This is a genomic window from Clostridium sp. cel8 (genome assembly GCF_014050525.1).
Lineage (GTDB): Bacteria > Bacillota > Clostridia > Clostridiales > Clostridiaceae > Clostridium_B.
Map to the genome: position 1 here is coordinate 213,764 of NZ_JACGAG010000004.1, position 26,657 is coordinate 240,420.

25 protein-coding genes and 16 tRNA genes are annotated in these 26,657 nt (G+C 29.9%); 37 read left to right on the top strand and 4 right to left on the bottom strand.

The annotated features are described in order from the left end of the window. The first annotated feature begins 24 nt into the window (after positions 1 to 24). From H2684_RS05925 to gatB, 9 genes are all read left to right on the top strand, one after another. Positions 25 to 708: a lytic transglycosylase domain-containing protein gene (locus H2684_RS05925; RefSeq protein WP_182088488.1), complete on the top strand. Its 684-nt coding sequence runs from the start codon at positions 25 to 27 to the stop codon at positions 706 to 708. A 74-nt stretch (positions 709 to 782) separates the two neighbouring features. After that, positions 783 to 1,511, top strand: coding sequence for a pseudouridine synthase (locus tag H2684_RS05930; RefSeq protein WP_182088489.1), 729 nt, complete (start codon positions 783 to 785; stop codon positions 1,509 to 1,511). 378 nt (positions 1,512 to 1,889) lie between these two features. Beyond that, positions 1,890 to 2,189 carry a YerC/YecD family TrpR-related protein gene (locus H2684_RS05935; protein ID WP_182088490.1) on the top strand — a complete coding sequence of 100 codons (300 nt, stop codon included), beginning with the start codon at positions 1,890 to 1,892 and terminating at the stop codon, positions 2,187 to 2,189. Positions 2,190 to 2,328: 139 nt separating this feature from the next. After that, positions 2,329 to 4,578 (top strand): DNA helicase PcrA, encoded by a 2,250-nt coding sequence (gene pcrA / locus H2684_RS05940; protein ID WP_182088491.1) that lies wholly within the window; start codon positions 2,329 to 2,331, stop codon positions 4,576 to 4,578. A gap of 27 nt (positions 4,579 to 4,605) precedes the next feature. Continuing rightward, complete coding sequence (ligA, locus tag H2684_RS05945) at positions 4,606 to 6,606, top strand: NAD-dependent DNA ligase LigA (RefSeq protein WP_347707523.1); 2,001 nt, start codon at positions 4,606 to 4,608, stop codon at positions 6,604 to 6,606. 112 nt (positions 6,607 to 6,718) lie between these two features. Next, complete coding sequence (locus H2684_RS05950) at positions 6,719 to 6,988, top strand: hypothetical protein (protein ID WP_182088492.1); 270 nt, start codon at positions 6,719 to 6,721, stop codon at positions 6,986 to 6,988. A 73-nt stretch (positions 6,989 to 7,061) separates the two neighbouring features. Further along, positions 7,062 to 7,352 carry an Asp-tRNA(Asn)/Glu-tRNA(Gln) amidotransferase subunit GatC gene (gatC, locus tag H2684_RS05955; RefSeq protein WP_182088493.1) on the top strand — a complete coding sequence of 97 codons (291 nt, stop codon included), beginning with the start codon at positions 7,062 to 7,064 and terminating at the stop codon, positions 7,350 to 7,352. Between the two features lie 41 nt (positions 7,353 to 7,393). After that, the gene (gene gatA, locus H2684_RS05960) at positions 7,394 to 8,872 is read left to right on the top strand and encodes an Asp-tRNA(Asn)/Glu-tRNA(Gln) amidotransferase subunit GatA (RefSeq protein ID WP_182088494.1); all 1,479 of its coding nucleotides are present in this window, start codon (positions 7,394 to 7,396) and stop codon (positions 8,870 to 8,872) included. Beyond that, on the top strand, positions 8,869 to 10,302 hold the full coding sequence (gene gatB / locus H2684_RS05965) for an Asp-tRNA(Asn)/Glu-tRNA(Gln) amidotransferase subunit GatB (RefSeq protein ID WP_182088495.1): 1,434 nt from the start codon (positions 8,869 to 8,871) through the stop codon (positions 10,300 to 10,302). Before gatA ends, gatB begins: the two co-directional genes overlap by 4 nt. 32 nt (positions 10,303 to 10,334) lie before the next feature. On the opposite strand, the gene H2684_RS05970 is transcribed toward gatB, so the two are convergent. Continuing rightward, positions 10,335 to 10,547, bottom strand: a complete 213-nt coding sequence (locus H2684_RS05970; protein WP_182088496.1) for a hypothetical protein — start codon at positions 10,545 to 10,547, stop codon at positions 10,335 to 10,337. 148 nt (positions 10,548 to 10,695) lie between these two features. Between H2684_RS05970 and H2684_RS05975 the strand changes: the two genes are divergently transcribed. Continuing rightward, positions 10,696 to 12,264 (top strand): peptide ABC transporter substrate-binding protein, encoded by a 1,569-nt coding sequence (locus H2684_RS05975; protein WP_182088497.1) that lies wholly within the window; start codon positions 10,696 to 10,698, stop codon positions 12,262 to 12,264. Between the two features lie 13 nt (positions 12,265 to 12,277). Here the strand turns inward: H2684_RS05975 and H2684_RS05980 are convergent, their stop codons facing one another. Continuing rightward, a complete protein-coding gene (locus H2684_RS05980; protein ID WP_182088498.1) occupies positions 12,278 to 13,678 on the bottom strand; it encodes a hypothetical protein in 1,401 nt (466 codons plus the stop codon). A gap of 96 nt (positions 13,679 to 13,774) precedes the next feature. Here H2684_RS05980 and H2684_RS05985 point away from each other — a divergent pair, with 96 nt between their 5' ends. From H2684_RS05985 to H2684_RS12465, 22 genes are all read left to right on the top strand, one after another. Further along, positions 13,775 to 14,770 (top strand): AIR synthase family protein, encoded by a 996-nt coding sequence (locus tag H2684_RS05985; RefSeq protein WP_182088499.1) that lies wholly within the window; start codon positions 13,775 to 13,777, stop codon positions 14,768 to 14,770. Between the two features lie 89 nt (positions 14,771 to 14,859). Next, complete coding sequence (rph, locus tag H2684_RS05990; protein ID WP_182088500.1) at positions 14,860 to 15,606, top strand: ribonuclease PH; 747 nt, start codon at positions 14,860 to 14,862, stop codon at positions 15,604 to 15,606. Further along, positions 15,603 to 16,208 (top strand): XTP/dITP diphosphatase, encoded by a 606-nt coding sequence (locus H2684_RS05995; protein ID WP_347707527.1) that lies wholly within the window; start codon positions 15,603 to 15,605, stop codon positions 16,206 to 16,208. Before rph ends, H2684_RS05995 begins: the two co-directional genes overlap by 4 nt. Positions 16,209 to 16,210: 2 nt before the next feature. Then, positions 16,211 to 16,681, top strand: coding sequence for a metallophosphoesterase (locus H2684_RS06000; RefSeq protein ID WP_182088501.1), 471 nt, complete (start codon positions 16,211 to 16,213; stop codon positions 16,679 to 16,681). A gap of 152 nt (positions 16,682 to 16,833) precedes the next feature. Next, a tRNA-Pro gene (locus H2684_RS06005) sits at positions 16,834 to 16,909 on the top strand. A gap of 15 nt (positions 16,910 to 16,924) precedes the next feature. After that, positions 16,925 to 16,998: transfer RNA gene (locus tag H2684_RS06010), tRNA-Gly, on the top strand. A 5-nt stretch (positions 16,999 to 17,003) separates the two neighbouring features. Then, positions 17,004 to 17,080, top strand: a tRNA-Arg gene (locus H2684_RS06015). Positions 17,081 to 17,083: 3 nt separating this feature from the next. Further along, positions 17,084 to 17,159 (top strand) — tRNA-Lys (locus H2684_RS06020). Between the two features lie 19 nt (positions 17,160 to 17,178). Next, a tRNA-His gene (locus H2684_RS06025) sits at positions 17,179 to 17,254 on the top strand. A gap of 3 nt (positions 17,255 to 17,257) precedes the next feature. Continuing rightward, positions 17,258 to 17,332, top strand: a tRNA-Gln gene (locus H2684_RS06030). 3 nt (positions 17,333 to 17,335) lie between these two features. After that, positions 17,336 to 17,411, top strand: a tRNA-Lys gene (locus H2684_RS06035). 52 nt (positions 17,412 to 17,463) lie between these two features. After that, a tRNA-Leu gene (locus H2684_RS06040) sits at positions 17,464 to 17,547 on the top strand. A gap of 25 nt (positions 17,548 to 17,572) precedes the next feature. Beyond that, positions 17,573 to 17,646 (top strand) — tRNA-Gly (locus H2684_RS06045). A gap of 5 nt (positions 17,647 to 17,651) precedes the next feature. Then, positions 17,652 to 17,728: transfer RNA gene (locus H2684_RS06050), tRNA-Arg, on the top strand. A gap of 34 nt (positions 17,729 to 17,762) precedes the next feature. Then, positions 17,763 to 17,837 (top strand) — tRNA-Gly (locus H2684_RS06055). 5 nt (positions 17,838 to 17,842) lie between these two features. Next, positions 17,843 to 17,919 (top strand) — tRNA-Arg (locus H2684_RS06060). Between the two features lie 3 nt (positions 17,920 to 17,922). Then, a tRNA-Lys gene (locus H2684_RS06065) sits at positions 17,923 to 17,998 on the top strand. Positions 17,999 to 18,069: 71 nt separating this feature from the next. After that, positions 18,070 to 18,145: transfer RNA gene (locus tag H2684_RS06070), tRNA-Pro, on the top strand. A gap of 16 nt (positions 18,146 to 18,161) precedes the next feature. Continuing rightward, positions 18,162 to 18,235: transfer RNA gene (locus H2684_RS06075), tRNA-Gly, on the top strand. A 27-nt stretch (positions 18,236 to 18,262) separates the two neighbouring features. Beyond that, positions 18,263 to 18,339 (top strand) — tRNA-Arg (locus H2684_RS06080). 537 nt (positions 18,340 to 18,876) lie between these two features. Then, complete coding sequence (locus H2684_RS06085) at positions 18,877 to 19,203, top strand: acyltransferase (protein WP_182088502.1); 327 nt, start codon at positions 18,877 to 18,879, stop codon at positions 19,201 to 19,203. 166 nt (positions 19,204 to 19,369) lie between these two features. Then, on the top strand, positions 19,370 to 19,981 hold the full coding sequence (locus tag H2684_RS12465) for an acyltransferase family protein (protein WP_347707524.1): 612 nt from the start codon (positions 19,370 to 19,372) through the stop codon (positions 19,979 to 19,981). 213 nt (positions 19,982 to 20,194) lie between these two features. On the opposite strand, the gene H2684_RS06095 is transcribed toward H2684_RS12465, so the two are convergent. After that, positions 20,195 to 21,121, bottom strand: coding sequence for a 2-dehydropantoate 2-reductase (locus H2684_RS06095; protein ID WP_182088504.1), 927 nt, complete (start codon positions 21,119 to 21,121; stop codon positions 20,195 to 20,197). Positions 21,122 to 21,610: 489 nt separating this feature from the next. Between H2684_RS06095 and H2684_RS06100 the strand changes: the two genes are divergently transcribed. The 5 genes from H2684_RS06100 (at position 21,611) to H2684_RS06120 (ending at position 25,238) form a co-directional block, all read left to right on the top strand. After that, positions 21,611 to 21,820, top strand: coding sequence for a FeoA family protein (locus tag H2684_RS06100; RefSeq protein WP_182088505.1), 210 nt, complete (start codon positions 21,611 to 21,613; stop codon positions 21,818 to 21,820). Between the two features lie 14 nt (positions 21,821 to 21,834). Then, on the top strand, positions 21,835 to 22,056 hold the full coding sequence (locus tag H2684_RS06105) for a ferrous iron transport protein A (RefSeq protein WP_182088506.1): 222 nt from the start codon (positions 21,835 to 21,837) through the stop codon (positions 22,054 to 22,056). Between the two features lie 45 nt (positions 22,057 to 22,101). Next, positions 22,102 to 24,246, top strand: coding sequence for a ferrous iron transport protein B (gene feoB, locus H2684_RS06110; RefSeq protein ID WP_182088507.1), 2,145 nt, complete (start codon positions 22,102 to 22,104; stop codon positions 24,244 to 24,246). 25 nt (positions 24,247 to 24,271) lie between these two features. Continuing rightward, entirely contained in the window at positions 24,272 to 24,427 is a 156-nt protein-coding gene (locus H2684_RS06115; RefSeq protein ID WP_182088508.1) for a FeoB-associated Cys-rich membrane protein, read from the top strand. Positions 24,428 to 24,713: 286 nt separating this feature from the next. Then, complete coding sequence (locus tag H2684_RS06120; RefSeq protein WP_182088509.1) at positions 24,714 to 25,238, top strand: DUF4825 domain-containing protein; 525 nt, start codon at positions 24,714 to 24,716, stop codon at positions 25,236 to 25,238. A 90-nt stretch (positions 25,239 to 25,328) separates the two neighbouring features. Here the strand turns inward: H2684_RS06120 and H2684_RS06125 are convergent, their stop codons facing one another. Then, positions 25,329 to 26,549, bottom strand: coding sequence for a dicarboxylate/amino acid:cation symporter (locus H2684_RS06125; RefSeq protein WP_347707525.1), 1,221 nt, complete (start codon positions 26,547 to 26,549; stop codon positions 25,329 to 25,331). Between the last annotated feature and the right edge of the window lie 108 nt (positions 26,550 to 26,657).

Sequence of the window (26,657 nt, forward strand, 5' to 3'; positions counted from 1 at the left end):
TGAATTTGCAGGTAGGTGAAAAATATGAGTATAGAAGATGTATCTGATATAAATAATGACTATGCAAAGAAAATGTTAGAATTTCAAATGATGACTCAAATTTTGAAAACTTCACTTGGTGATTCTGACTCTTTTCAGATTGTTATGGAAAGTATTACTAAGGCAATGGCAGACAGTAATGGAAACATAGATTTGTCAAAGTTTAATATAGATGATGAAGATTTAAGTAAACTTGGATATGGTGCTGGAGAAAGGCTTAATAAAATTTATTCTGGAATAAAAAATGATATAAAAAGTGGTAATTTAACTATAGATGAAGCTGTAGATAATGCTTCTAGAAAATATGGAGTGGATAGAAATCTTATAATGTCTGTTATAAAACAAGAATCAGGTTTTAATCCAAAGGCTACATCATCTGCAGGTGCAGAAGGACTCATGCAACTTATGCCCTCTACTGCAGCTGAACTTGGAGTGAATGATCCATATGATATTGGAGAAAATGTAGATGGTGGTACAAAATACTTAAGAGAGCTACTTGATATGTACGGAAATTCAAAAGAATTGGCACTTGCAGCTTACAATGCAGGTTATGGAACACTACAATCAAGAGGAGTTAATAGTGTATCTGGAATTTCAAAATTGCCATATGAAACGCGAGATTATGTTAAAAAAGTAATAGGTTATTATAATAATAGTAAAACAGTCTGAATTTAATAGACTGTTTTATTTATATGAGGTAGTATTGTATATTAGGAGATAAAATTGAAGGAGGAAATATAGTTATGGAAAGACTGGATAAGATTCTGGCAAATCTAGGATATGGAACGAGAAAAGAAGTTAAAAATATTGTAAAAAGTGGACGAATAAAAATAAACGGATGTTTAGTAAAGGACAGTTCAATAAAAGTTAATCCGGATATAGATAAAATAGAATTAGATGATGAACAAATCCATTATAAAAAATACATATATATATTGATGAATAAGCCAAGTGGTGTTGTATCAGCTACTTATGACAGTTATGATGAAACTGTAATAGATTTGCTTGAACCTGAACATAGAGCATTTAATCCATTTCCTGTAGGAAGACTTGATAAAGATACAGTTGGATTGATTATAATAACCAATGATGGTGAAATCAATCATAGATTGATTTCACCAAAATGGCATATTGACAAGGTTTATTATGCTGAAATAGATAAAAAAGTTGATGAAAAGGATATAGAAGCTTTTAAAAAGGGTATAATCTTAGATGATGGATACAAATGTATGCCAGCAAATTTAGAAATTATAAATTCTGATAAGGATGGTTCTATGGTTAATGTAACTGTACAGGAAGGAAAGTTTCATCAAGTTAAAAGAATGTTTGAATCTTTAGGAAAAAATGTAGTATATCTAAAGAGAATAAAAGTGGGACCTATAGAGTTAGATGATGATTTAGATGAAGGAAGTTATAGGGAATTGTCCGAATTTGAATTGAAAAGTGTTAAACATAGCGTGAACATGAATTAGTTTCAAGCATATTAATATAAAGTTAACAAATATATTTTTATAAACAACTTGATAATTTTATATTATTTTACTATAATAATAGTGCAAGGGTAAATATAAAGGAATAAATAGCCCCCTTTTTATTTATGAGCAAACAGCCTATGCCCCAATAGGCTGTTTTTTAATTATTTTTATATTTATTCATCAAAATTTAAAATATGTGAGTAAAATGCAATATTACATTCAATATAAAATATATATGAAATATATAATGCGTATAGATATATTATATGGATAATTTATATTTATGATTTATTATTAAGAATTTTATGGATTAACGCATTAATACATGATAGAATTAAAGTGATATAACTTAAAAGAATATAAGGGGTTGAACTTATGGAAGAGTATAAATCCAAATTACAAAGTAAAGATATGGATTTTTTATGTGAAGCAGTACTTTCTCTTAAAACAAAAGAAGAATGTTATAGATTCTTTGAGGATATATGTACAATAAACGAAATAAAATCTTTAGAGCAAAGATTGCAAGTTGCAAGGATGCTTAAAAACAAAAAGACATATGTGGATATAGCTTCAGAAACAGGAGCAAGTACTGCAACTATAAGTAGAGTAAATAGATGCTTAAATTATGGAAGTGACGGTTATAAAATAGTTTTAGAGAGATTAAAATATAAATAGAGATTTATAATTAAATGTGCTTTTAATTAGCACATTTTTCTGTTTTCCTGATTAAACTATATTTAAAATGATATAATATAGAACATAAAGAAAGTATCACTCTAATTAATTTAAGGGATAAGCAGGGAGAGGAGATTTTATGGATTTAAAAAATCTTTTAAATAAGGAACAGTATGAGGCAGTAAATACTATAGAAGGGCCACTTTTAATATTGGCAGGGGCAGGTTCTGGAAAGACAAGAGTCCTTACATATCGAATAGCACATATGATTAAGGATTTAAATATATATCCATCAAAGATTCTTGCAATAACTTTTACAAATAAAGCTGCAGATGAAATGAGAGATAGATTGAGAAAACTTGTAGGAAATGAAGTTGAAAATATGTGGATATCTACTTTTCATTCCAGCTGTGTAAGAATACTTAGAAGAGAAATAGATAAACTTGGATATAATAAGAATTTTGCTATATATGATAGCTATGATCAAAAAGTTCTAATAAAGCAGTGTATGGAAGAACTACAAATAGATGAAAAGACTATAAGTGCAAGGGAGATAATAAGCAAGATAAGTTCCCAAAAAGATAGTCTTGTGTCCCCTAAAAAGTATAAAAGTCAACACGAAAAAGATTTTAGATTAAATAAAATTGCAGATGTATATATTTTATATCAGAAAAAGCTTAAAAATAATAATGCACTTGATTTTGATGATTTAATATACAAAACAGTTCAGCTTTTTAAGGAACATGAGGACGTGCTTGAATTCTACCAGAGAAAATTTAAGTACATAATGGTAGATGAATATCAAGATACAAGTAAGTCACAATATGAATTTATAACTCTCCTTTCAAAAGAACATAAAAATATATGTGTAGTTGGTGATGATGATCAATGTATTTATGAGTGGAGAGGTGCAGATATAAGAAATATTCTAGATTTTGAAAAAGATTATCCAAATGCAAAAGTTATAAAACTTGAGCAAAACTATCGTTCTAAGGGAAATATTTTAAAAGCTGCTAACGATGTAATAAGTAACAATTCTGAAAGAAAGAGAAAAGTGCTTAGAACAAAGAATGACAGTGGAAGTAAGATAAAAGTGTATAGAGCATATTCGGATTTAGATGAGGGAATATATGTTGCAAATCAAATAAAAACGCTCTATCGTGAGGAAAATAAAAAATATAGTGATTTTGCAATACTTTACAGGACAAATGCACAATCTAGGGTATTTGAAGATATATTTATGAGATATAATATACCTTATAGAATAGTTGGTGGTCTTAAATTTTATGATAGAAAAGAAATAAAAGATATAATATCATATTTAAAATTTATAAATAATCCTCTTGACGATATAAGTCTTAAAAGAATAATAAATGAGCCGAAGAGAAGTATAGGAGCTAGTACTGTAAATAAAGTGCAAGAATTTGCATCTTCAATGGACGAGTGCATGTATAGCGTATTACTTGATATAGAAGATGTAATAAATTTGCCAAAGAGAAGTGTATCATCTATAAAAAAGTTTGTAAGTCTTATAAATAGTTTTATAAAAAGTAGAGATGAAATACCAGTATCTAGTCTTATAAAAGAGATACTTGATACAACTGGATATTTGAATAAACTTAAATCATCTAAGGATCCAGATTGTATAAGTAGAATAGAGAATTTAAAAGAACTTGTATCTGCAGCTGTTGAGTTTGAAGCATCATCAGAAGACAAGTCTTTGTCTGCATTTCTTGAAAAAGTAACTCTTGTGTCTGATATAGATAATTTTGATGAAGATTCAGATAGTGTAGTTATAATGACGGTTCATAGTGCAAAGGGACTTGAATTTCCAGTGGTATTTATGGTAGGAATGGAGAATGGAATATTCCCAGGTAATCAATCTATTGACAATCCTGAGGAAATGGAAGAATCAAGAAGATTATGTTATGTTGGAATTACTAGAGCTAAGGAAAAATTGTATATGACTTCTGCAGAAAGTAGAAGAGTATTTGGTAGAACTGTAAATTATGGTGAGTCTAGTTTTATACATGAAATATCCGATAGCTTAAAAGAATATGAGAATGCTCAAAATCAGAGTTCTAAGTCTAGAAAATTTATAGATAAATCAAATCAGTGGACTTCTTCTAAAAGTGGTATAAAAAATTCTTTAGTTGATTCTAATAAATTTAAAGATTTACCAAAAAGTGAGTCTATAAAAAAAGAAAATACCAATAAGCTTAAAATTGAAGATATAAAATCAGGTATGAAAGTAAAACATAATAAATTTGGAATAGGTACTATAGTAGGTGTAAATAAAAGCGGAGATGATATAAAACTGACAATAGCCTTTGACAAAAGAGGAATAAAAAATCTTATGTATGGAGTGGCACAGCTTGAAGCAGTATGATAGTGGATATAATATGAGGTGGTAACTGTGATTGATAGTAATGATAAATTGAAAAAAATTGAAGATATTGTAAATAAACTTAATAAATATTCCTATGAGTATTATGTACTAGATGATCCAAGTGTATCTGATAAGGAATATGACAAAATGTATGATGAACTCTTAAGACTTGAAAAAGATACAGGAATAGTTCTTGAAAATTCTCCTACACAGAGAGTAGGAGATGTTGTACTTCCTAAGTTTGAAAAGTATGTGCATAAAAATAAATTGTGGAGTATGAATAAGGCTCAAACTATAGAAGAAATACATGAATGGCATAGGAGAAATGTTAAAGTTGTAAATGAATATAATTTAACACATAATGATAAACTACCTAAATTAAAATATGTTTTAACTAAAAAATTTGATGGACTTACTATAAATTGTACTTATGATGAGTCAGGTAATATGATAAAAGCTGCTACAAGGGGTACTGGTGAGGTAGGAGAAGATGTTACAAATCAAGTTAAGACTATAATGTCAATTCCACTTAAAATAAAAAACAACAGTGTAATAGAAGTTCATGGAGAGGCTATAATGACTAAAAAAGCTTTTGAAGAGTATAATAAAAAAGCAGAAGTACCTCTTAAAAATTTGAGAAATGGAGCAGCTGGTGCACTTAGAAATTTAAATGTTAAGGAAACTGCAAGAAGAAAGTTATCTGCATTTTTTTATGATGTTGGATATAATGAAGGAAAACCATTTAAAAATTATATTGAAATGATGAATTTCATAAGAGAAATGGGATTTCCACAGGATGATTATATAAAAGAATGTAGTACTATAGGGGAAATTAAAAATGAACTTTTATATATAAAAAGTATAAGAGATGACCTCCAATATGACATAGATGGAGTAGTAATTGTAGTAGATGACATTAAAACAAGAGAAGTACTTGGATATACAGTTAAATTCCCAAGATGGTCAATAGCTTATAAATTTGAAGCTGAGGAAACTACTACAAAGCTTTTAGATGTTGAATGGAATGTTGGAAGGAGTGGTAGAGTTACTCCTACTGCAATACTTGAACCTGTTGAGCTTGCAGGGGCTACAATAAGAAGAGCTACACTAAATAATATAGATGATATAAGAAGAAAAGGGATTAAAAAAGGATGCAGGGTGTTTCTAAGAAGATCAAATGATGTTATACCTGAAATAACTGCTGTAGTTCAAGACAGTAGTTATGACAGCTATGAAATTGAGGTTCCTAAATTTTGTCCCTATTGTAATTCTGAACTTGTAAAAGATGGAGTACATTACTTTTGTGAAAATACACTTTCATGTAAACCACAACTTGTAAAAAGCATTGTTCATTTTGGAAGTAGAGAAGCAATGAATATTGAAGGATTTAGCGAAAAAACTGCAGTTCAGCTCTTTGAAAAGTTAAATATTAAATCAATACCAGATCTTTTTAGGCTGACTAAGGAACAATTGATGAAACTTGATAAATTTGGAGATAAAAAATCTCAAAATTTGATAGATTCTATAGAAAAAAGCAAAAATTGTGATTTAGCATCATTTATATATGCACTTGGTATACCAAATGTAGGTAAAAAAACTGCAATAGATCTTTCAAATAAATTCATGAGTTTAGATGCTTTGAGAAAGGCAACTTATGATGAACTTATAAATATTCCTGATATTGGAGATAAAGTTTCAAATTCCATAGTAGAATTTTTTCATCAGGATAATATAATAGTAAATATAGAGGAATTGTTAAAGCTTGGGGTAAGACCATATTTTAAAGAAAGTAAAATTGAAGAAAGTATATTTAATGGAAAAACTGTAGTAGTAACAGGAACGCTTAAAAATTATACAAGGGCAACTATAAAACAAAAATTACAAAATTTAGGAGCTAGAGTATCAGAAAGTGTAAGTAAGAAAACAGATTATGTTATAGCAGGTGAGTCGGCAGGTTCAAAATATGACAAAGCTGTAAAACTTGGAATTAGGATATTAAATGAAAGTGAATTTGAGAAATTATTATAGTTTGTATTTAAAGTGAAATTTTTTATATTTACAAACTATTTAAAAAGGTTTATCATAAAAATTGATTTGGTGTTTTAAATTAATTTTTTACCTTAATTATCGGAGGATAAAAATGAAGAATACATTAAGTTTATTAGGATGGATATGTGTTATATTTACAACAGTTGCACTAGTATTAACGCTTCTTACTACATATCAGTTTGTGTATATAAAGTATTTTAGTAACTATTATACACTTCAATTGAGTATGGTTGTAACTATGATAATATGGTCTATAAACATGGCGGTGCTTAGAAAAAATTTCAAGAATATACTATATCCTTTAACTTGTGTATTAATAGCAGGTATCACCATATTTTTTATGTATATGAAAGTTTATTAAGTTTTTGGGGACAGTCTTTTGAGTGTTCCCTTTTGTTTTATATAAAAAGTTAACTAAAAAGGAGGAATTTAAGATGTCAATTTCACTTGAAGATGTTAAATGTACAGCTAAACTTGCAAGGTTAAAATTTAGCGAAATTGAACAAAATAGACTTGTAGAAGATTTAAGTGAGATTATGGATTATGTAAGTAAATTAGATGAATTGGATGTGGAAGAAGAAGAGCCAGTTGTAAATCCATATTATATTGAAAATAAATACAGAGAAGATATTGTGGAAGATTCATTAGATATATCAGAGGTTATGAAAAATTCACCTGAAAGTATTAACAATTATATAATAGTACCACAAGTTATTGATGATTGATCTATTGAGCATTTAATAAAATATTGAGAAAGAGGTATAGTATGAGTTTTACTGCATGTAAATTGAAAAGTATGATATTAAATAAGGAAATAAAAGTAGAAGAGTGTGTAAGAATTTATTTGGATAGAATACACAAGCTTGATCCAAAGTTAGATGCCTATTTATATGTAGCAGAAGATGAAGCAATAAAAACTGCAAAAAAGCTAGATTTAAAATTGGCATCAAATGAGAAACTTGGAAAATTATTTGGAATTCCAGTGGCCATTAAAGACAATATAAGCGTTTCAGGAATGCAGAATACCTGTGCATCTAAAATGCTTGAAGGATATATAGCACCTTATGATGCAACTGCAGTAGAAAGAATAAAAAGAGAAGATGGAATAATAATTGGAAAGCTAAATATGGATGAATTTGCTATGGGATCTTCTACAGAAACTAGTTGTTTTAAAATAACTAAAAATCCTTGGGATCTTGAAAGAATATCTGGAGGATCTTCTGGAGGACCAGCAGCCTCTGTTGCATCACTTGAAAGTCCTCTTTCTCTTGGAACAGATACTGGTGGATCTATAAGGCAGCCTGCCTCTGTTTGTGGAATAGTAGGGCTTAAACCAACCTATGGTAGGGTATCTCGATATGGATTAACAGCTTTTGGATCTACCCTTGATCAGATAGGACCAATGTCTAAGAATGTTGAAGACTGTGCGCTCCTGACCCAATGTATTGCAGGAGTTGATGATAAGGACTTTACAACTGCAGATATAAAAGTACCTGATTATAGCAAAAGTTTGTCTAATGATATAAGAGGTAAGAAAATAGGAATACCAATTGAGTGTTTTGAGGATACAATAGATCCAAAGGTTAGAAAATGTATTGAAGAGGCTATACAAGTTTTCATAGAAAATGGTGCAGAGGTAAAGTGCTGTTCAATGCCTATATCAAAATATTCCCTTGCCGCTTATTATATAATAGGTTGTGCTGAGGCATCATCGAATTTTGCTAGATTTGATGGTATAAGATATGGACACAGAGCAAATAATTATAAAGATTCAATGGATATATATTTTAAATCTAGAAGTGAAGGCTTTGGATATGAAGTAAAAAAGAGAATAATGATTGGAACTTATGTACTTTCTAGTGAAAATTATGAGAAATATTATAAAAAAGCACTTAAAGTGAGAAGCTTAATAAAGAAGGAATTCTTGAGTATAATGAGTGAGTTTGATGCTATAATATGTCCAACATCTCCTACAACAGCATTTAAAATAGGTGAAAAGAAAGATCCTATATCAATGTATAAGTCTGATATTTATGCTGTACCTGCAAATATAGCAGGGGTTCCAGCTATATCTATTCCATGTGGAATTGTAGATGGACTTCCAGTTGGAATGCAGCTTATGAGTAACTATTTTAGAGAAGATTTGTTATTTAATTTGGCATATAGCTTTGAACAGTCCACAAATTGGCATAAGTTGAAACCTTCTATGCTGAATTCAATTGAAAAGGAAGGTGAATCTATTTGAAATTTGAAATGGTTGTAGGGTTAGAGGTACATGTTGAACTTTCAACTAATACAAAAATATATTGTGGATGTAGTACAAAATTTGGAGATGCTCCAAATAGCCATGTATGTCCAATATGTCTTGGACTTCCTGGTTCTCTTCCAAGATTAAATAAAAAGGTAGTAGAGTATGCTATAATGGCAGGAATTGCATTTAATTGTACTATATCAAGGAAGAGTAGAATGGATAGAAAAAATTACTTTTATCCTGACTGCCCTAAAAATTATCAAATAACTCAAGATAAGTTTCCACTTTGTAGAAACGGATTTATGGAGATAGAATTAGGAGATGGAACACATAAAAGAATAGGAATAAATAGAATACATATTGAAGAAGATGCAGCAAAACTTATACATAGAAAATCAGGGACCTTTATTGATTACAATAGAGCTGGTGTACCTCTTATTGAAATAGTATCCGAGGCAGATATTAGAAGCTCTGAAGAAGCTGTATTATATCTAAAAAAATTAAGAGAGATAGTTTATTCAATAGGCATTTCTGACTGTAAAATGGAAGAAGGATCTCTAAGATGTGATGCTAATATATCTGTAAAACAAAAAGGAAGTACAAAACTTGGAATTAGAACTGAAATAAAAAATATAAACTCATTTAAAGCACTTAAAAAAGCACTTGAATATGAATATAAAAGACAAATTTCTGTAATAGAAAATCATGGAGAAATAAATCAAGAAACTAGAAGGTGGAATGATTCTAAGCTAAGAACTGAAGTTATAAGAGAAAAAGAGTATTCAAAAGATTATAGGTATTTTCCTGATGGAGATTTGGTAACCATTAATATAACAGATGAGTATATAGAAGAAATTAAAAAGAAAATTCCAGAGATGTCCTATGAAAGGGAAAAGAGATTTATAAAGGAATACAATCTTTCAAAACATGAGGCCCATATACTTAGTTTGGATATTTGTGTTTCCAATTTTTTTGAAGATACTGTTAGAATTTCTAACAGGCCTCAAGTTGTTGCAAATTGGATAGTAGAATATATATTTAAATTGCTAAGTAAAAATTCAATGAATATAGATGATATAAAATTTGGAAGTGAAGATTTAGCAGAATTAATAGAACTTGTTGTTTCTGAAACGATATCAAATGATATTGGAAGAAAGATACTAAAAGAAATGTTTTTAACAGGAGAAAGTCCAAGTAAAATAGCAAGAAAGAAAAAACTTCTTCAAAATAACAATGAGGATGAAATAAATAAAATTGTAAAACTTGTTATAAATGAAAATCAAAAGGCTGTAGAAGACTATAAAAATGGTAAAAAGAGAGCTGTTAAATTTATTATAGGTCTTGTTATGAAAAAAATGGAAGGAAAGGCAAATCCACATATTGTGAGCAAATTGGTTAAGAGAGAACTAGAAAAAGTTAAATAATAGAAAAAATAAAAAGACTGCCTTTAGTCTTTTTATTCTTTCTCATTATAGCTATCCATTACATTTTCAAGGGTAGTAATATCTTTTTTTGCAATGCTATGTAAATGTTCTTTTATCTGCTCTAATAAATAATTTTTATATTTTATTTGGGACAATGTTTGTTTGGCGATTATAAATCCCCATATGAGTATGAACACTATTGTGCACATGGTAATTATAGCTAGAATTTCTATGGCAAGTAACATTTTTACGATCCTCCACAAATATAAAATTAATTATTTATATTATATCATAAGTATATCATAAGATAGAAATTCGAGTTATTTGTTTAACTTTTTTATATATGTCAATAATTAAAATATAAATATTTATAACTAAAATAGGGAGAAGTCTATGAGAAAATTTATTTATGTGGCAATTCTAGCTAGTGTAATAATTGTTATTATGAGTTGCACATCTGTAGAAAAAAGGGTTAAGCAAGCTGCAACTACAAATTATGAGAATTCAATAGTTTATAATATAAATAATTTTCCAAAGGATCTTGTTATGGCCGATTCATATGATTTGAGAGAAAAAGATTTGCTTTCAAATTTATTTGATGGTCTTGTTTCCATTGATGAAGATGGAAATATAGTTCCTGATTTAGCAGAAAAGTGGAGTGTAAACAAAGATAAAACACAATATACATTTACTATAAGAAAAAACGCAAAATGGAGCGATGGCAAAGATATAACTGCTAAAGACTTTGTGGATTTCTTTTCAAATATACTTAATAAAAATTTAAATAATGTGTATGCAGATCAACTTAACTGTATATTTGGCATAGATAAATACAGAAATAATAATGGGAGTTTTGAAAATGTAGCTATAAAGGCATTAAATCAAAGGACTTTACAGATAAGGTTGAATTATTCTTGTGATTATTTCTTAAATATAATGGCAGAACCTGTTTATTCTCTGAGAAAAATAGATGATGATCTATTGAATTGGAGAAGAAAATATAAAAATATACCTTATTCAGGAAGTTTTGTAATAGATAATATATCAGACAATGGGGACATTGAACTAAATAAGAACAAAAATTATTGGAACAAAGATAATGTTAAAAATAATAATGTAATCATAAAGGAATTTGGAAGTAGTGAAGGTGCACTTGCTGCATTTGAAAATAACACTATAAATGTATTTACTAATCCACCTATAAATGAGATAAAAAATATAGAGAATATATCCATTGTTCCAACTTATGGAGAAGAAGCACTTATATTCAATAGAAAAAAAGGTGACATATTGGATAACAATTATTTTAGAAAGGCAATTTCTATGTCAATTGACAAGAAAAATATAGTTCAGAATATATTGCAAAATAGAGTTGATGCAGCTTCTATGTATATACCTTACAGTGGTACTGTAGAGTACAAGGACCTATTCCCTAAGGAGGAAGAGGCAAAAGAATTTATGGAAAAGTCAAAGTATGAATACAATGGTATACCACTCAAAATTATATATATAAATACTGTGGAAAATAAAAAGATATGTGATTCAATTGCAAAAAATATAGAAGATACTTTTAATATAGATGTAAAGGCTATTGGCTATACTGAGAATGAATTTGAAGAGAAAATTAAGTCAGATGATTATGATATAGCAGAATTAAATTACATGGGGAATTATTACCATGCAATTGAACTTTTGGGTATGTTTCAGTCAAATTCTAAGTTGAATTTTGGAGGATATAGCAATAGGGAATTTGACACTAAAATACTTGAAGCAACTTTTGAAAAAGATAGTAGTGAAAGATTGAAGGAACTAAAAGATGCACAGGATATATTGATTAATGATACAGCAGTAATTCCACTTTACTATAACAATACTATTCTCTGCAGTAAAAGTTACGTTAAAGGAGTATATGTAAATAAACTTGGAAATGTAAAATTAGATAAGGCCTATTTAACAAAATAAGCCTTATAGTAAATTAAAAATCAATATTTAATATATCAAGTGAGAGAAAAAATATAAACATGTTTTTATAAGTATCAAAAGAAATTTTTGGAGATTTAAAACTTTCTTTTTTACGATTATAATTAACGTATTTTGCAAATACTGGTGCTAATTCACAGCTCTCAGGCAGCGGAATTGAAGATATTCTAAAATTCTTTTCTTCTATGAGATCATCGGATTTTAAGGAGAAATTTCTATATCTTTCTACATTGTTTAAACTTGGAGCTTCTGGCCAGCTTAAAATTAATCCTGAATCTATTAGCTGGTTGTTAAATACATCTAAAGCTATTATTTTACTCCCATTTTTCTCCTTGTTTATATCAGAGTCTATTAGACAACATGTTAAGTATAAAATTATCTCAAGACATGAAAATTCTACATTCTTTTCAGAAGTATTTTTAATAAAAATTCCCTTTTCAGAATCATATAAATCTATAATTTTTTTATATATGAAATCTGCGTTTTCTTTAGCCTTTATTAAATTTGTATACTTGTAAATAAGCATATAGTTAATATAATTTAGGCAATCATTTTCTAAACTATTTTTTTTGCTTATAGCTATTGGATATTCATCTCCATAGAATTTTTCAAATATTAATTCAGAAATATCTAGCATTAAATTTTTGCATTTTTCATTTTTAGAGTATTTGTAAAATATATTTAATGCAAAACATAGCTTTGTAAGTTCTGAAAATGATTGATCATAAAGTTCATCTTTTAATTCAACAAGCATATCAAGTATGTCCATAGAAAAATTTTTAAATTGCTCTACATCATTTTCATCATCTAGTAATAGACTGCATTTGTAGTATGCTGCCATTAAAAAAGCTTGAGTTGAAAAATTAAATTTTCTATTCTTCTCCGTAAATTTTAATTTATCTGAATAGGAGCTATTTTCATGCTTCTTATCTACAAAAACTCCTTGGTTTGATCTAAAATTGAATGCATAGAATTCAAGTTGTTTTTTAGCAAGATAACTATATAATTTAGCAAGATTGTATTTGTTTCTATCTATATCTTTGAAAGAATTGTAGTAGTCATGGAGATCTAGAAGGCATAGAGTCATAAAGGCATTGCTGTCTATGTTTATTTCTTTTTTAAATTTTTCCTCATTCCAGCATAACTTATCATTTATGTTTATAAGATTTGGGTTAGCCTTTCTATATATACATAAAAGTGGAGAAAGGTTTTTAAATGTGGTAATATCAAAATTAGGTATATTTTTTGATTTAAGGTCTTTAATTTGTAAAGATACACCGCATTTTGAATAGAGAACTATTTGTTTAATAGATTCCTTTGACAAATAAAATAATTGTGATTTTATATTGTCTGGATTTATTTTGTTAATTTTTAAAAATGGGCCTATATATTTCAAAATATTACACCTACCATAAATTAATCCTTATATTAATAATATGAAATAAAGTTTAAAATAGTGACTATTTATTATAAAAAGAGAGGAAGAAATTTTATGAAAGTTGGAAAATTGGACTGGGATGATTTAAAAAAACTAATAGAAAAAAATAGAAGTGTTCTTAGAGATGATATTAGGATAAGAAGCGGTATTGGAGAGGATTGTAGCGTAATTAACTTTGGAAGGAAAGAGTGCGTTGTATCAACGGATCCTATAACTGGAGCAGATAAAAATGGAGGTAAACTGGCGGTACATATAAATTGTAATGATATAGCTTCCTGTGGAGTAGAACCAGTGGGTATTTTAGTTACTATTTTGGCACCTGAAGGTTCTACTTTAGATGATATAAACAATGTAATGCAGCAAATAGATTCAGAGGCAAAAAAACTTAATATAGAGATACTTGGAGGACATACTGAGGTAACTAAAGCTGTAAATAAGATGGTGATTTCTTGTACTGCAATAGGTAAAGGGGAAAGAGGAGTTGCTGTATCTACTTCCGGTGCAAAAGAAGGTGATGATATAATAGTTACAAAATACTTATGTATGGAAGGCACAAGTATAATAGCAAATGATTATGAATCGAAACTTAGAAATATACTTTCAGAAAAAGAAATAGAAGAAGCTAAATCTTATATAAATAATATAAGTGTTGTTAAAGAAGGTATGATATGTGGGAAATTTGGAGTTAATTCAATGCATGATATAACAGAAGGAGGTATGCTTGGAGGTATTTGGGAAGTTTCTAAAGCAAGTAATGTTGGATTTAAAATATACATGGATAAAATGCCTATAAGTGATATTACTAAGAAGATATGCGAGGCTTATGATATAGATCCATTAAGATTGATTTCCTCTGGAAGTATGCTTATAACCTGTAGTGAAGGTAAAGATTTAGTAGAATTATTAGAATATAATGGAATAAAATCATCCATAGTAGGGAGTATAACCCGAAAATATGGTATACTAATAAAACATGGGATGGAGATTAAAGTTGAGCCACCTAAAAGAGATGAGTTATTTGTACTTAAAGAAAAACTTGACAAAAATTAATATCAAATGATGTTATAATGTTTGTGTGTGTAGATTATTATAATTTGTGTATTTATAAAAATTTGGATAATATTGTTTTGGAGGTTAATATGCGAGTTGATGGCAGAAAAGATGATCAAATACGACCAATAAAAATATATAGACATTACACTAAGTATGCAGAGGGATCTGTACTCATAGAAACAGGAGATACTAAAGTTATATGTACTGCATCTATAGAAGATAGAGTTCCTCCGTTTTTAAAAGGAAAAAATGAAGGATGGATTACTTGTGAATATAATATGCTTCCAAGAGCTACGCAAGTTAGGAAGATAAGAGATATATCAAGGGGAAAAATTGATGGAAGAACTATGGAGATACAAAGACTTATAGGTAGAGCACTTAGATCAGTAGTAGATCTAAAGGCTATGGGTGAAAAAACTATATGGATTGATTGTGATGTAATACAGGCAGATGGTGGTACAAGAACTGCATCTATATCAGGTGCATTTGTAGCTTTAGTAGATGCAGTAAATAAACTGCATAAACATAGCCCTTTTAAGGTATATCCTATTAGAGACTTTGTAAGTGCTGTAAGTGTGGGGATAGTTAATGATGTAAGGCTTTTGGATTTGTGCTATGTGGAAGATTCTAGAGCTCAAGTTGATATGAATATAGTTATGACAGATACGGGTAAATTTGTAGAAGTACAGGGAACTGGTGAACAGAATCCATTTTCAAGAGAAGATTTAAATGTGCTTCTTGCAATGGCAGAAAAGGGAATAAAGAATATGATTCGTGCACAAAAGGAAAGTTTAAAGATGGATTCACTTTGGATTGGAACAGGAGGTCAATAATAGTGAAAGTGATAATTGCAAGTAATAATGAAAATAAAATAAGGGAAATAAAAGACATATTTTTAGGCTATCCTGTGAATGTAATTTCAATGAAAGAAGCTGGGATTAATATTGAAATTGTGGAAGATGGTAGCACATTTATGGAGAATGCATATAAAAAGGCTAAACAGGTACATGATATAACTGGAGATATAGTTCTTGCTGATGATTCAGGACTTATGGTTAAGGGGTTAAATGGTGCTCCTGGCATATATTCAGCAAGATTTTGTGGGGAGCATGGAAATGATAAGAAAAATAATGAAAAACTATTAAAAATGCTTGAAGGAAAAAGTGAAGAGGATAGAAAGGCTAAATTTGTATGTGCAATGGTTCTAATATTTAATGATAGTAAAGTTATTAAAGTGAAAGGTGAGGTAGATGGAGTTATAGCTCATGAGGAACTTGGGAAAAACAATTTTGGATATGATCCATTATTCTATGTTCCAAAATACAATATGACCTTTGCTCAGATGCCTGCTAAGTTAAAAAATTCTATAAGCCATAGAGCACAAGCTCTGGAAGCTTTGAAAGAAAAATTTGATACTTTTATGAAGAAGGTGTGAAATTGAAAATAGGGGTAATAAGTGATACACATAGATATATTAGAGTAATTGGAAAAATTATGAATTTATTTAGGGATGTTGATTTAATAATCCATTTAGGAGATAATGTACAGGATGTGCATGCTATAGAAAAATTATATAAAGGTAGGATTATAAATGTTAGAGGAAATTGTGATTTTGCAGTTAATACACCTAGTGAAAGAATAGAAACTATAGAAAATAAAAAATTTTTTATAACTCATGGACATAAATATGATGTAAAATACAATATAAGTAGGCTTAAAACTAGAGCTGAGGAATTAAATGCAGATGTTGTATTGTTTGGACATACACATATTTCTGGTATAACTTATGAAGATGGCACATGGTATATTAACCCTGGTAGTCCGGTATTATCAAGGAATGGATCTAATAGCGTGGCATTAATAAATATTGAAAATGATGGTATAAATGCGTCTATTATAGAACTCTAGATAAAAAAAGTAAAAAAAATTTAAAAAAAACTATTGACGAATTCTATTATATCGTGTAGAATATTCTATGTCGTTGAGTGTTTGAGAGTTTTCAAATACGAAATAAAATATAACAGATATAAGTTATCTAAATGTGAAAGATTTATTGATTTCGGGGTGTGGCGCAGATGGGAGCGCGCGTGGTTTGGGACCATGAGGTCGCAGGTTCAAGCCCTGTCACCCCGACCATAAAGTCTTGCATATGCGGGTGTAACTCAGTGGTAGAGTGCTAGCCTTCCAAGCTAGTTATGAGGGTTCGATTCCCTTCACCCGCTCCAAATATGCGTCTTTAGCTCAGCTGGATAGAGCAACGGCCTTCTAAGCCGTGGGCCGGGGGTTCGAATCCCTTAAGACGCACCATGGGCGCCATTAGCTCAGTTGGTAGAGCATCTGACTCTTAATCAGGTTGCCCGGGGTTCGAGTCCCCGATGGCGCACCAAGTAATGTTAAATAATGTGGTGGACGTAGTTCAACTGGCAGAGCGCCAGATTGTGGTTCTGGTTGTTGTGGGTTCGAGTCCCATCGTCCACCCCATACTGGGGTGTAGCCAAGTGGTAAGGCAATGGACTTTGACTCCATCATTCGTAGGTTCAAATCCTGCCATCCCAGCCAAATGGTTCACTAGCTCAGTTGGTAGAGCACATGACTTTTAATCATGTTGCCCGGGGTTCGATTCCCCGGTGAGCCACCAATTACTTAGAGTTAGTAAAAATTTATTAATTTAGTTATTTTATTATTTATATGCAGGTGTGGCGGAATTGGCAGACGCACTAGACTTAGGATCTAGCGCCTATGGCGTGGGGGTTCGACTCCCTTCACCTGCACCATTAATCATTAATATTTATTTTATATGCGGGTGTAACTCAGTGGTAGAGTGCTAGCCTTCCAAGCTAGTTATGAGGGTTCGATTCCCTTCACCCGCTCCAAATATGCGTCTTTAGCTCAGCTGGATAGAGCAACGGCCTTCTAAGCCGTGGGCCGGGGGTTCAAATCCCTTAAGACGCACCATTAATATTTATTACCATTAACACTTATTGCATAAGCGGGAGTGGCTCAGTGGTAGAGCGTCACCTTGCCAAGGTGAACGTCGCGAGTTCGAATCTCGTCTTCCGCTCCAAATATGCGTCTTTAGCTCAGTTGGATAGAGCAACGGCCTTCTAAGCCGTGGGCCGGGGGTTCGAATCCCTTAAGACGCACCATGAGCGCCATTAGCTCAGTTGGTAGAGCATCTGACTCTTAATCAGGTTGCCCGGGGTTCGAGTCCCCGATGGCGCACCAAGTAATGTTAAATAATTCTGTATTTGATATTTGTACAGTATTCAGTGTAAAGTTAGAAATTATAAATATGTCGGGGTGTGGCGCAGATGGGAGCGCGCGTGGTTTGGGACCATGAGGTCGCAGGTTCAAGCCCTGTCACCCCGACCATAATAATCTTGCATATGCGGGTGTAACTCAGTGGTAGAGTGCTAGCCTTCCAAGCTAGTTATGAGGGTTCGATTCCCTTCACCCGCTCCATTTTTATTTGTAAGGATATATGAAAAAGCACCCATAGCTCAGATGGATAGAGTGATGGACTTCGAATCCAGAGGTCGGGAGTTCGAGCCTCCCTGGGTGCACCATGAAGCATTGATAACACTACGTTGTAGTGTTTTTTATTTTGCCTTAAAATTAATTTTCCCGCCATTTTCCCGCCAATAACACAACCCAGATAAAAATATAAAAAAGGATGGATAACAAATTCAATGTGAGCAAAGGAATGCTAATTTCTCATAAACAAAAATATATATTTATAACATGGTTAATATTTAGATGAATTATATATATGATAGTTTTGTACAAACAAATTGTAACTATTATAAAGAATGTATATAGATTTGTGTAAAATAGATTTAATTTAGTTTTGTATAACTGGAAATTGTGTAAAAAGTTAGTAAAAAATGTTTCAAATAATTAAGTTAATAATGTTTAATATGGTATAATTGGATATGTATTGTTAAGAACGATATTATGAAATATAATTTATAAATTAATGATATGATATTTGAAATTAGGATAAAAGATGAATTATAAAAGAATATGTGTAAAAAACTATTATGAATTGAAACGGGGTCTTAGACTACAACAAGCCTTTTAAATTCAGAGGAGCAACTATAACTATGAAAAAGCGCTTAAATGAATTAGATATATTAAGGGGGATTGCTTTTATATTAGTAGTAATTCAACACACGTTAGGAGGATATTCTTATTCTAAAAAGATTTCTATATCTAATAAAATTATAAGTAGATTTGTATATGTAGTGGCGCAACCTGCTGTACCAATTTTCTTAGTTCTAACAGGTATGTGTTTAACTTATGTATATTTTAAAAAATTAAATACTAGATCATTTTATATAAAAAAATTAAAGTATTTAGTTATGCCATATATTTGCTTGTCATTTCTAAATATATGGTTATTGGACAAGTCTAAGCTTCAAATTTTATAGCACAATTACTTACTGGCAATTCTGGGTATCATCTTTGGTATATGGCATTAATATTAAGAGTCTATGTATTTTTCCCTTTAATAATACTGATTATTAGGAAGATATGTAAGATGAATTTGGTTTTTAAGAAGTCTTTTTTCATTTTATATTCAAAGATCCTACAAGATTGCAGCAGAAGTTTATAAATATAGATCCTATATTTTGGTCTTTATATTTTGTTATTGGTATTTATATAATTTTAAATTATAGTACCTTTAAAATGCTTATTCTAAAGTATAAAAAATCCATTTTATGTAGCTATTTTTTAGTTCTTTCTTATCGCTTTTACATAAGCGCAAAAGATGTGTTAGGATCATCAATGCAGTATCATAAAATAAACTTGATATCTGGTATTATATATAATATTTTATCAATAATCATATTTTTTATAATATCAATCTATATAAGAGATGGATTTAGAGCCATTTGTAATGTATTTAAATTTATTGGGAAATATTCTTATCCAGCGTATATGATACATATAATTGTACTGCAAGAATGGGTTACTTATGTACCTCAAACTAAAAATTTATATTCACCTATAATATTATTTTTTATTGCATCATTTTTAGCACCAATTATATGTTATCTAATTGGATTACTGCCATATAGTAAATTTATACTAGGAGTTAGTTCCAATAGAGAAATTATTTATAAATTAAAACAATTAAGTTTGTTTACTATGAATAATGTTATTAAACCAAATATTGTTACAGATGATAAAAACAAAGTAAAATAAAATATAATGGAAAGGAAGAAATACTCAAATACTGATATAGAAATCTATAGGTATTTTAACAAAAGAGAAGCGATATTCGCTTGATTTGATATGTATAATGAAAATGCTTGTTGGCTTATTAACGTCAACAAGCAGTGAAGTAGAGTTGATTGAAAAAATAAATTGAGTAATAAAATACAAAAATAGGTTGTGTAATTGAAATACCAGCATTATTTATGACTTGATTCCTAAAATATTTTCTTTGGCGTGAATCAATTGAGTGATCAACTTACTGTAAGGGGCTTCTAATCCTTTATTTTCTGCTTCTTTTGCAACTTTCCCATTCAAAAAGTCAATTTCAGTTAGACGTTTATTTTTTAAATCTTGATGCATAGAAGGATAGTGTTCGCCAATTTTTTCTGCTGTTGCTTTTAAATAGTTAACTATTTCTTCTACGTCTAAATGGACACCTTCAGTTTCAGCTACAAGAGAAAATTCCCTAACGATTTCCTTTATTAAATCTTCAACTTCAGGAGTTTTAAATAATTCTTTGATATTGCAGTCTAGCAATGAACAGAGCGCATTCATTGTTCCGTTTGCACAAGCTTTTCTCCAAATTGTAAAATGGACATTTTGACTGTAGATACAATTCAAACCACTATCTGTCATCATATTTACTATTTTAAGAGTACTTTCTTTTTCGTTGATATCAACATTTTGAACTTCTACAGGACCTTTGCCCATAAAATGCGTTTTTCCAGGGGCATCTATACTACCTGTCCAAAGTGTCGTTCCCATGATAATATTTTTTCTTGGAACATATTCAGCAATTGTATTAGCATGTCCAAGTCCATTTAATAAACAGATAACTTTGGTATCTTCTGTTAGCAAATGTTTAATTTCTTCTAACATATGACGTAGACCCATTGATTTAGTAAAAATAAAAACAACATCAAATTTACCTTTAATTTCATCAGGTTTTCCTATTGGAATGGCAATAGTATCTTCTTTTTTATTTACGGTTATTGTTAAACCATTTTTTTTAATTGTTGTAATGTGTTCTTCCCAAAAATCTATCAATGTAACGTCATTTCCATTTTTTTTCATCATATAACCAAATCCACAGCCTAAAGCTCCTGAACCTGCAATTGCTATTTTCATTTTAATATCCCCCCATTTATTTAATAAATTATATGTTTCTATCAAGTAATGTATATATGTTTTTTTTGATACATAATTTATCTATCAAAAAGTAGCAAGAATAAATTCTTACTACTTTTTTAAATTTTATACAAATTTCTATGTTATTGGTTTTTAAGGTAAACACTTTTTATAATAAATACAATAATTTGAAGATCTACAATATAATTATAACAAATCCTATTTAAATCTACAAATGCAGTTATTGTAAAGTTTGTATCAAGTTAAAGTGGCGATATATATAAAGAAAGAATCCTTAAATAAACTAAAAAAACATCAGGGTTTCCCATAGCAGTAAGAAAAGAAATAGGCAGCTACCTGTTTCTTTTTTATCGGATGTAGGCATATATTGAAGTTGATAATCATTTGCAATTATATAAAAAATGTGGTAATATATTTTATGTTATAGCAAATGAGATTCATTATCAATTAAAAAGGAGAGTGATATATATGCCATTAATACTAGCTGCCAAAGGAAATGAAATTAATATTAGAAAGATAATTGGAAATGATGAAACAAAAAGATTTTTAAATAGCTTAGGTTTTGTAGTAGGAGAAAAGGTCAAAATTATCTCCGAACTTGGAGGAAACTTTATAATAAATATTAAGGATAGCAGAGTAGCATTAGATGAATCTATGGCAAGGCGAATAATAGTATAGGGAGGAGAAATATTATGAAATCATTAAAAGAAATAAAATGCGGACAAACTATAACTGTAAAAAAAATTGAAGGACTTGGACCTGTTCGTAGACGTATTATGGACATGGGAATCACAAAAGGTTGTAAAATATTTGTACGCAAAGTAGCACCACTAGGTGATCCAATAGAAATAACAGTTAGGGGGTATGAATTATCAATTCGTAAAAATGATGCAGAGATGATTCTTGTGGAATAATGCTATTTAGTAAATATAATTTTGAATTGTAGAGGGGGAATAATAATGTCAATTAAAATAGGACTTTCAGGTAATCCAAACTGTGGAAAGACAACTATGTTTAATGAACTCACAGGTTCATCTCAATATGTTGGTAATTGGCCAGGTGTAACAGTTGAAAAAAAAGTTGGAAAACTAAAAGGTCATAAGGATGTTGAAATTGTTGATTTACCAGGAGTATATTCTCTATCACCATATACTCTTGAAGAAGTTGTAACTCGTAATTTTATGATAGATGATATGCCAGATGCAGTAATTAATATAGTTGATGCATCTAATATTGAAAGAAATTTATATTTAACAACTCAAATTTTAGAACTTGGTATTCCAACAGTTGTAGCACTTAATATGATAGATATAGTTAAGAAAAATGGAGATAAAATTGACATCGATAAATTATCAAAAACTCTCGGTTGTCCTGTTGTTACAACATCAGCTCTTAAAGGCAATGGTATTAAATTAGCAGCTGAAAAAGCAATTGAAATTGCTAGAGAAAAAAATAAACCTAAATTTACATTACCCTATTTAGATAAAGTTAATGAAGCTTTTGAAAAAATAGAAAAAATAATATCTACAAATATTCCAATACAAAGAATGGAAAAAAGATGGCTTGCAGTAAAACTTTTTGAGAGAGATAAAAATGTTATTGATAAATTAAGTATTCCTAAAAACATATTAAATGAGATAGAAGCAATAATAAAAAAATATGAAACAGAACTTGAAGATGATAGTGAAAGTATAATTACTGGAGCTAGGTATGAATTTATAGCTGAAGTTGTTTCAAATTGTGTGAAAAAACGAAATAAAGGTAAAGAAACAATTTCAGATAAAATAGATAAAGTTGTAACAAATCGATTCTTGGCATTGTCAATTTTTGCTGCTATTATGTTTGGAGTTTACTATGTGGCTATAAAGATTGGAACACGAGGTACTGACTGGATTAATGATGTGTTATTTGGAGAAATCATTGGAGATAACATTTCAGCATGGATGATTAATTTAAATGTTGCTGATTGGTTACAGGAATTGGTCAATAATGGAATTATAGCTGGTGTTGGAAGTGTACTTAGCTATATACCACAAATTGTTCTTTTATTTTTATTTTTAGCTATACTGGAAGATTGCGGATATATGGCACGTGTTGCATTTATAATGGACAGAATTTTTCGTAAATTTGGTCTATCCGGAAAATCATTCATACCAATGTTAATAAGTTCTGGATGTGGTGTTCCTGGAATTATGGCAACACGTACTATGGAAAATGAGAGAGATAGAAAAATGACTATTATGTTGACTACCTTTATTCCATGCAGTGCTAAACTCCCTATTATTGCATTGATTGGAGCAGCAATTTTTAATGGAGCGTCTTGGGTAGCACCAGCGGCTTATTTTTTAGGCATGGCAATGATTATAATTTGCGGAATTATATTAAAGAAAACTAAACTTTTATCAGGAGATCCAGCGCCATTTGTTATGGAACTTCCTCAGTATCATATTCCAAGCTTAAAGGGTGTTTTAATGCATATGTGGGAAAGGTCAAAAGCGTTTATTTCAAAAGCTGGTACAATAATTTTTGCTTCTTGTATTGTTGTATGGTTTTTACAATCATTTAATTGGTCACTTGCATTAGTAGATACAGAGGACAGTATATTAGCAAGTTTAGGCAATTTTATAGCTCCTATATTTAAACCACTTGGATTTGGTAATTGGCAATCAACAGTTGCAACAATTACTGGACTTGTTGCAAAAGAAAATGTGGTTGGAACATTAGGTATTTTGTTTGGAGTAGCTGATGCAACAGAAAACAATCCAACACTTGCAGTAAGTATAGCAGGAATGTTTACTGCAGCTAGTGCCTTTGCTTTTGTAGCATTTAATATGATTTGTGCTCCTTGTTTTGCAGCAATTGGTGCAATAAGACGTGAAATGGGTTCTTGGAAATGGACATTTATTACTTTAGGATTTCAAACATTTACAGCTTATTTACTTGCACTTATAATAAATCAAGTTGGTAACTTTTTATTAGGAAGTGGAAGTTTAATAGGAGCTATAATTTCAGTAATTATAGTAGTTGCAGTGATTTCAATAGTTACATTACCTGGTATAAGTTCAAAAGAAAAAATTAATGGAGAATTTAGTTATACAAAATAAATTAAAATATGAGGAGTGATAGTTTATGGTAGCAACAATTATACTAAGCGGGATTATTTTTGGCTCAGTAGCACTTGTAATAACAAAACAAGTTAAAAAAGCAAAGAGTGGAGAAACTGGTTGTGGATGTGGCTGCTCTGGGTGTCCATCATCTGGTATATGCCATGGAATAAAACATTAAATTCTACATTTAAGATAGGTGTTTATAGAATAAAAAGAACTTTAATTTCAAGATTTACTTGACTTAGAGTTCTTTTTATTGTTATAAAATAAGAGCTGTGGTGTAGCATAAGTTATAAGAAGTATGTAAAAATTAAATAGAGAGAAGTGATAGTTGTGTTTAGAGAAATGAGAAGAAAAGACAGAGAACTTCAAAATATTGAGGCCGTAGATATATTGACAGTAACAATTAAAAGTGTTAAGTAATATACATTGATAACTTTATTATGTAAAATGAGGGGGATTACATGAAAAGTAAATTTAAAATATTGGTGCCAATAGTAATAATTTTATCCTTAAATTTAATAGGTTGTGAAAGTAATTTTTCCAAAACATCAAATCAAGGTGTAAAAACTACTTCACAAGCTAAAACCTATGATCTAATAAAATATAAAGACTCATATGTAGGAAATAATAGTGCTGTAGGTAATATAATAGCACAGCTGCCGGCTAATACTTATAAAGCAGGATTTAGCCTGCAAACTGATAAAGAACCCTATGGAATAACTGTTAACTACAAAGTAAATCAAGATTTAGGTGAAGAAAATTACAATAAATTTTGGAACGGTAAAAATGTTAATGAGTTTTTGGAAAAGAATGCAGTAGTATTGTTATCTCTTATTAAAAATGCTGATACTATAGAATTCAATGTAGATGATATAGGTGAAAAATACTATAAATATAATAGAAAGAATTTGGAAGAAAAATATGGTGGAGATTTAAAAAGCTTATTTAAAGATGATACTTCCTTTGAAAAATTTTTAAATGATTAATATATCTTGTTTTGTATATAAGAAAAATAAATCCAATGGCAACATTGGATTTATACTTTCTATTCCATTATTTCAATAAATTTTTCTAAATTAACTAATTATTTTAGTATCTAACTCATTTTCCGTAGCTGCTACAACTACAGCACATGATGAATCACCAACAACATTTACTGCTGTTCTAGCCATATCTAAAATTCTATCGATTCCAGCTATTAAGGCTAATCCTTCTAGTGGTAATCCCACGGATTTTAAAACTAAAGTTAACATAATAAGTCCAGCACTAGGAACGCCGGCAGTTCCAATAGATCCAAGAGTTGCTGTTAATATAATTGTCATTATTTGAACTATAGTCAAGTGAACTCCATAAACCTGAGCTAAGAATAAGGCACAAACTCCTTGATATATAGCTGTTCCATCCATGTTGATTGTTGCACCTAGTGGTAATACAAAGGATGCTATTTTTTCAGATACTCCTAGGTTTTCCTTAGTACATCTTATGGTTACAGGTAAAGTTCCGGAAGAACTTGTGGTACTAAAACCTGTAATAGCAGTTGGTGCAATACCTTTAAAAAATTTCATAGGAGTTATATTTGTAAAAACCTTAACAGCAGTTGAATATGTTATAATTGCATGGAGTATGCATCCTACATAGACAGTTAGAATAACCATGCTAAGAGGTTTAAGAACATCTAATCCATATTGAGATACAACAGGTACAATTAATGCAAATACACCATATGGCGCTAAACTCATAATAAAAGCAGTAATTTTATACATAATTTCAGCTACACTATCAAAAAATTTAATAAAAGGTTTTGATTTTTCTTCAGGCAAAGCTGTACAACCAATTCCAAGAAATAATGCAAATACAATAACTTGAAGAATATTGCCTTCAACAATATCTTTTAATGGATTTTTAGGAATAATATTTATTAAAGTTTCTACTATAGATGGAACTTCTGTAGCTTTTGTTTCTGCTGTCGTGGGTATAACTAATCCTGTACCTGGTTTAAATATTGTAGCTAAAACCAATCCAATTATTACAGCAATAGCAGTGGTTACCATGTAATAAGCTAAAGTTTTTCCTCCAATTCGTCCCAAAGATTTTGGATCACCAATGCTTGCTGCACCTACCACCAATGATGAAAATACTAAAGGGACTATAATCATTTTAATCATATTTAAGAATAATGTTCCAAAAGGACTAATGTATACCTTTGCAATTTCAGGCTTTGCTTGAAGTAATATACCTACTATAATACCAAGTATAAGTCCAGTAAAAATTTTCGTTGTTAGTTGCATTTTTTTCATAAAATACACACCCCCTCAATTTTAAAATATCTAGCCTTGAGCATAACTCTAAGACCTTCATTCTTCTAGCCCCATGAGGGCTATTTTTTTCTATCACTAAAATTTATA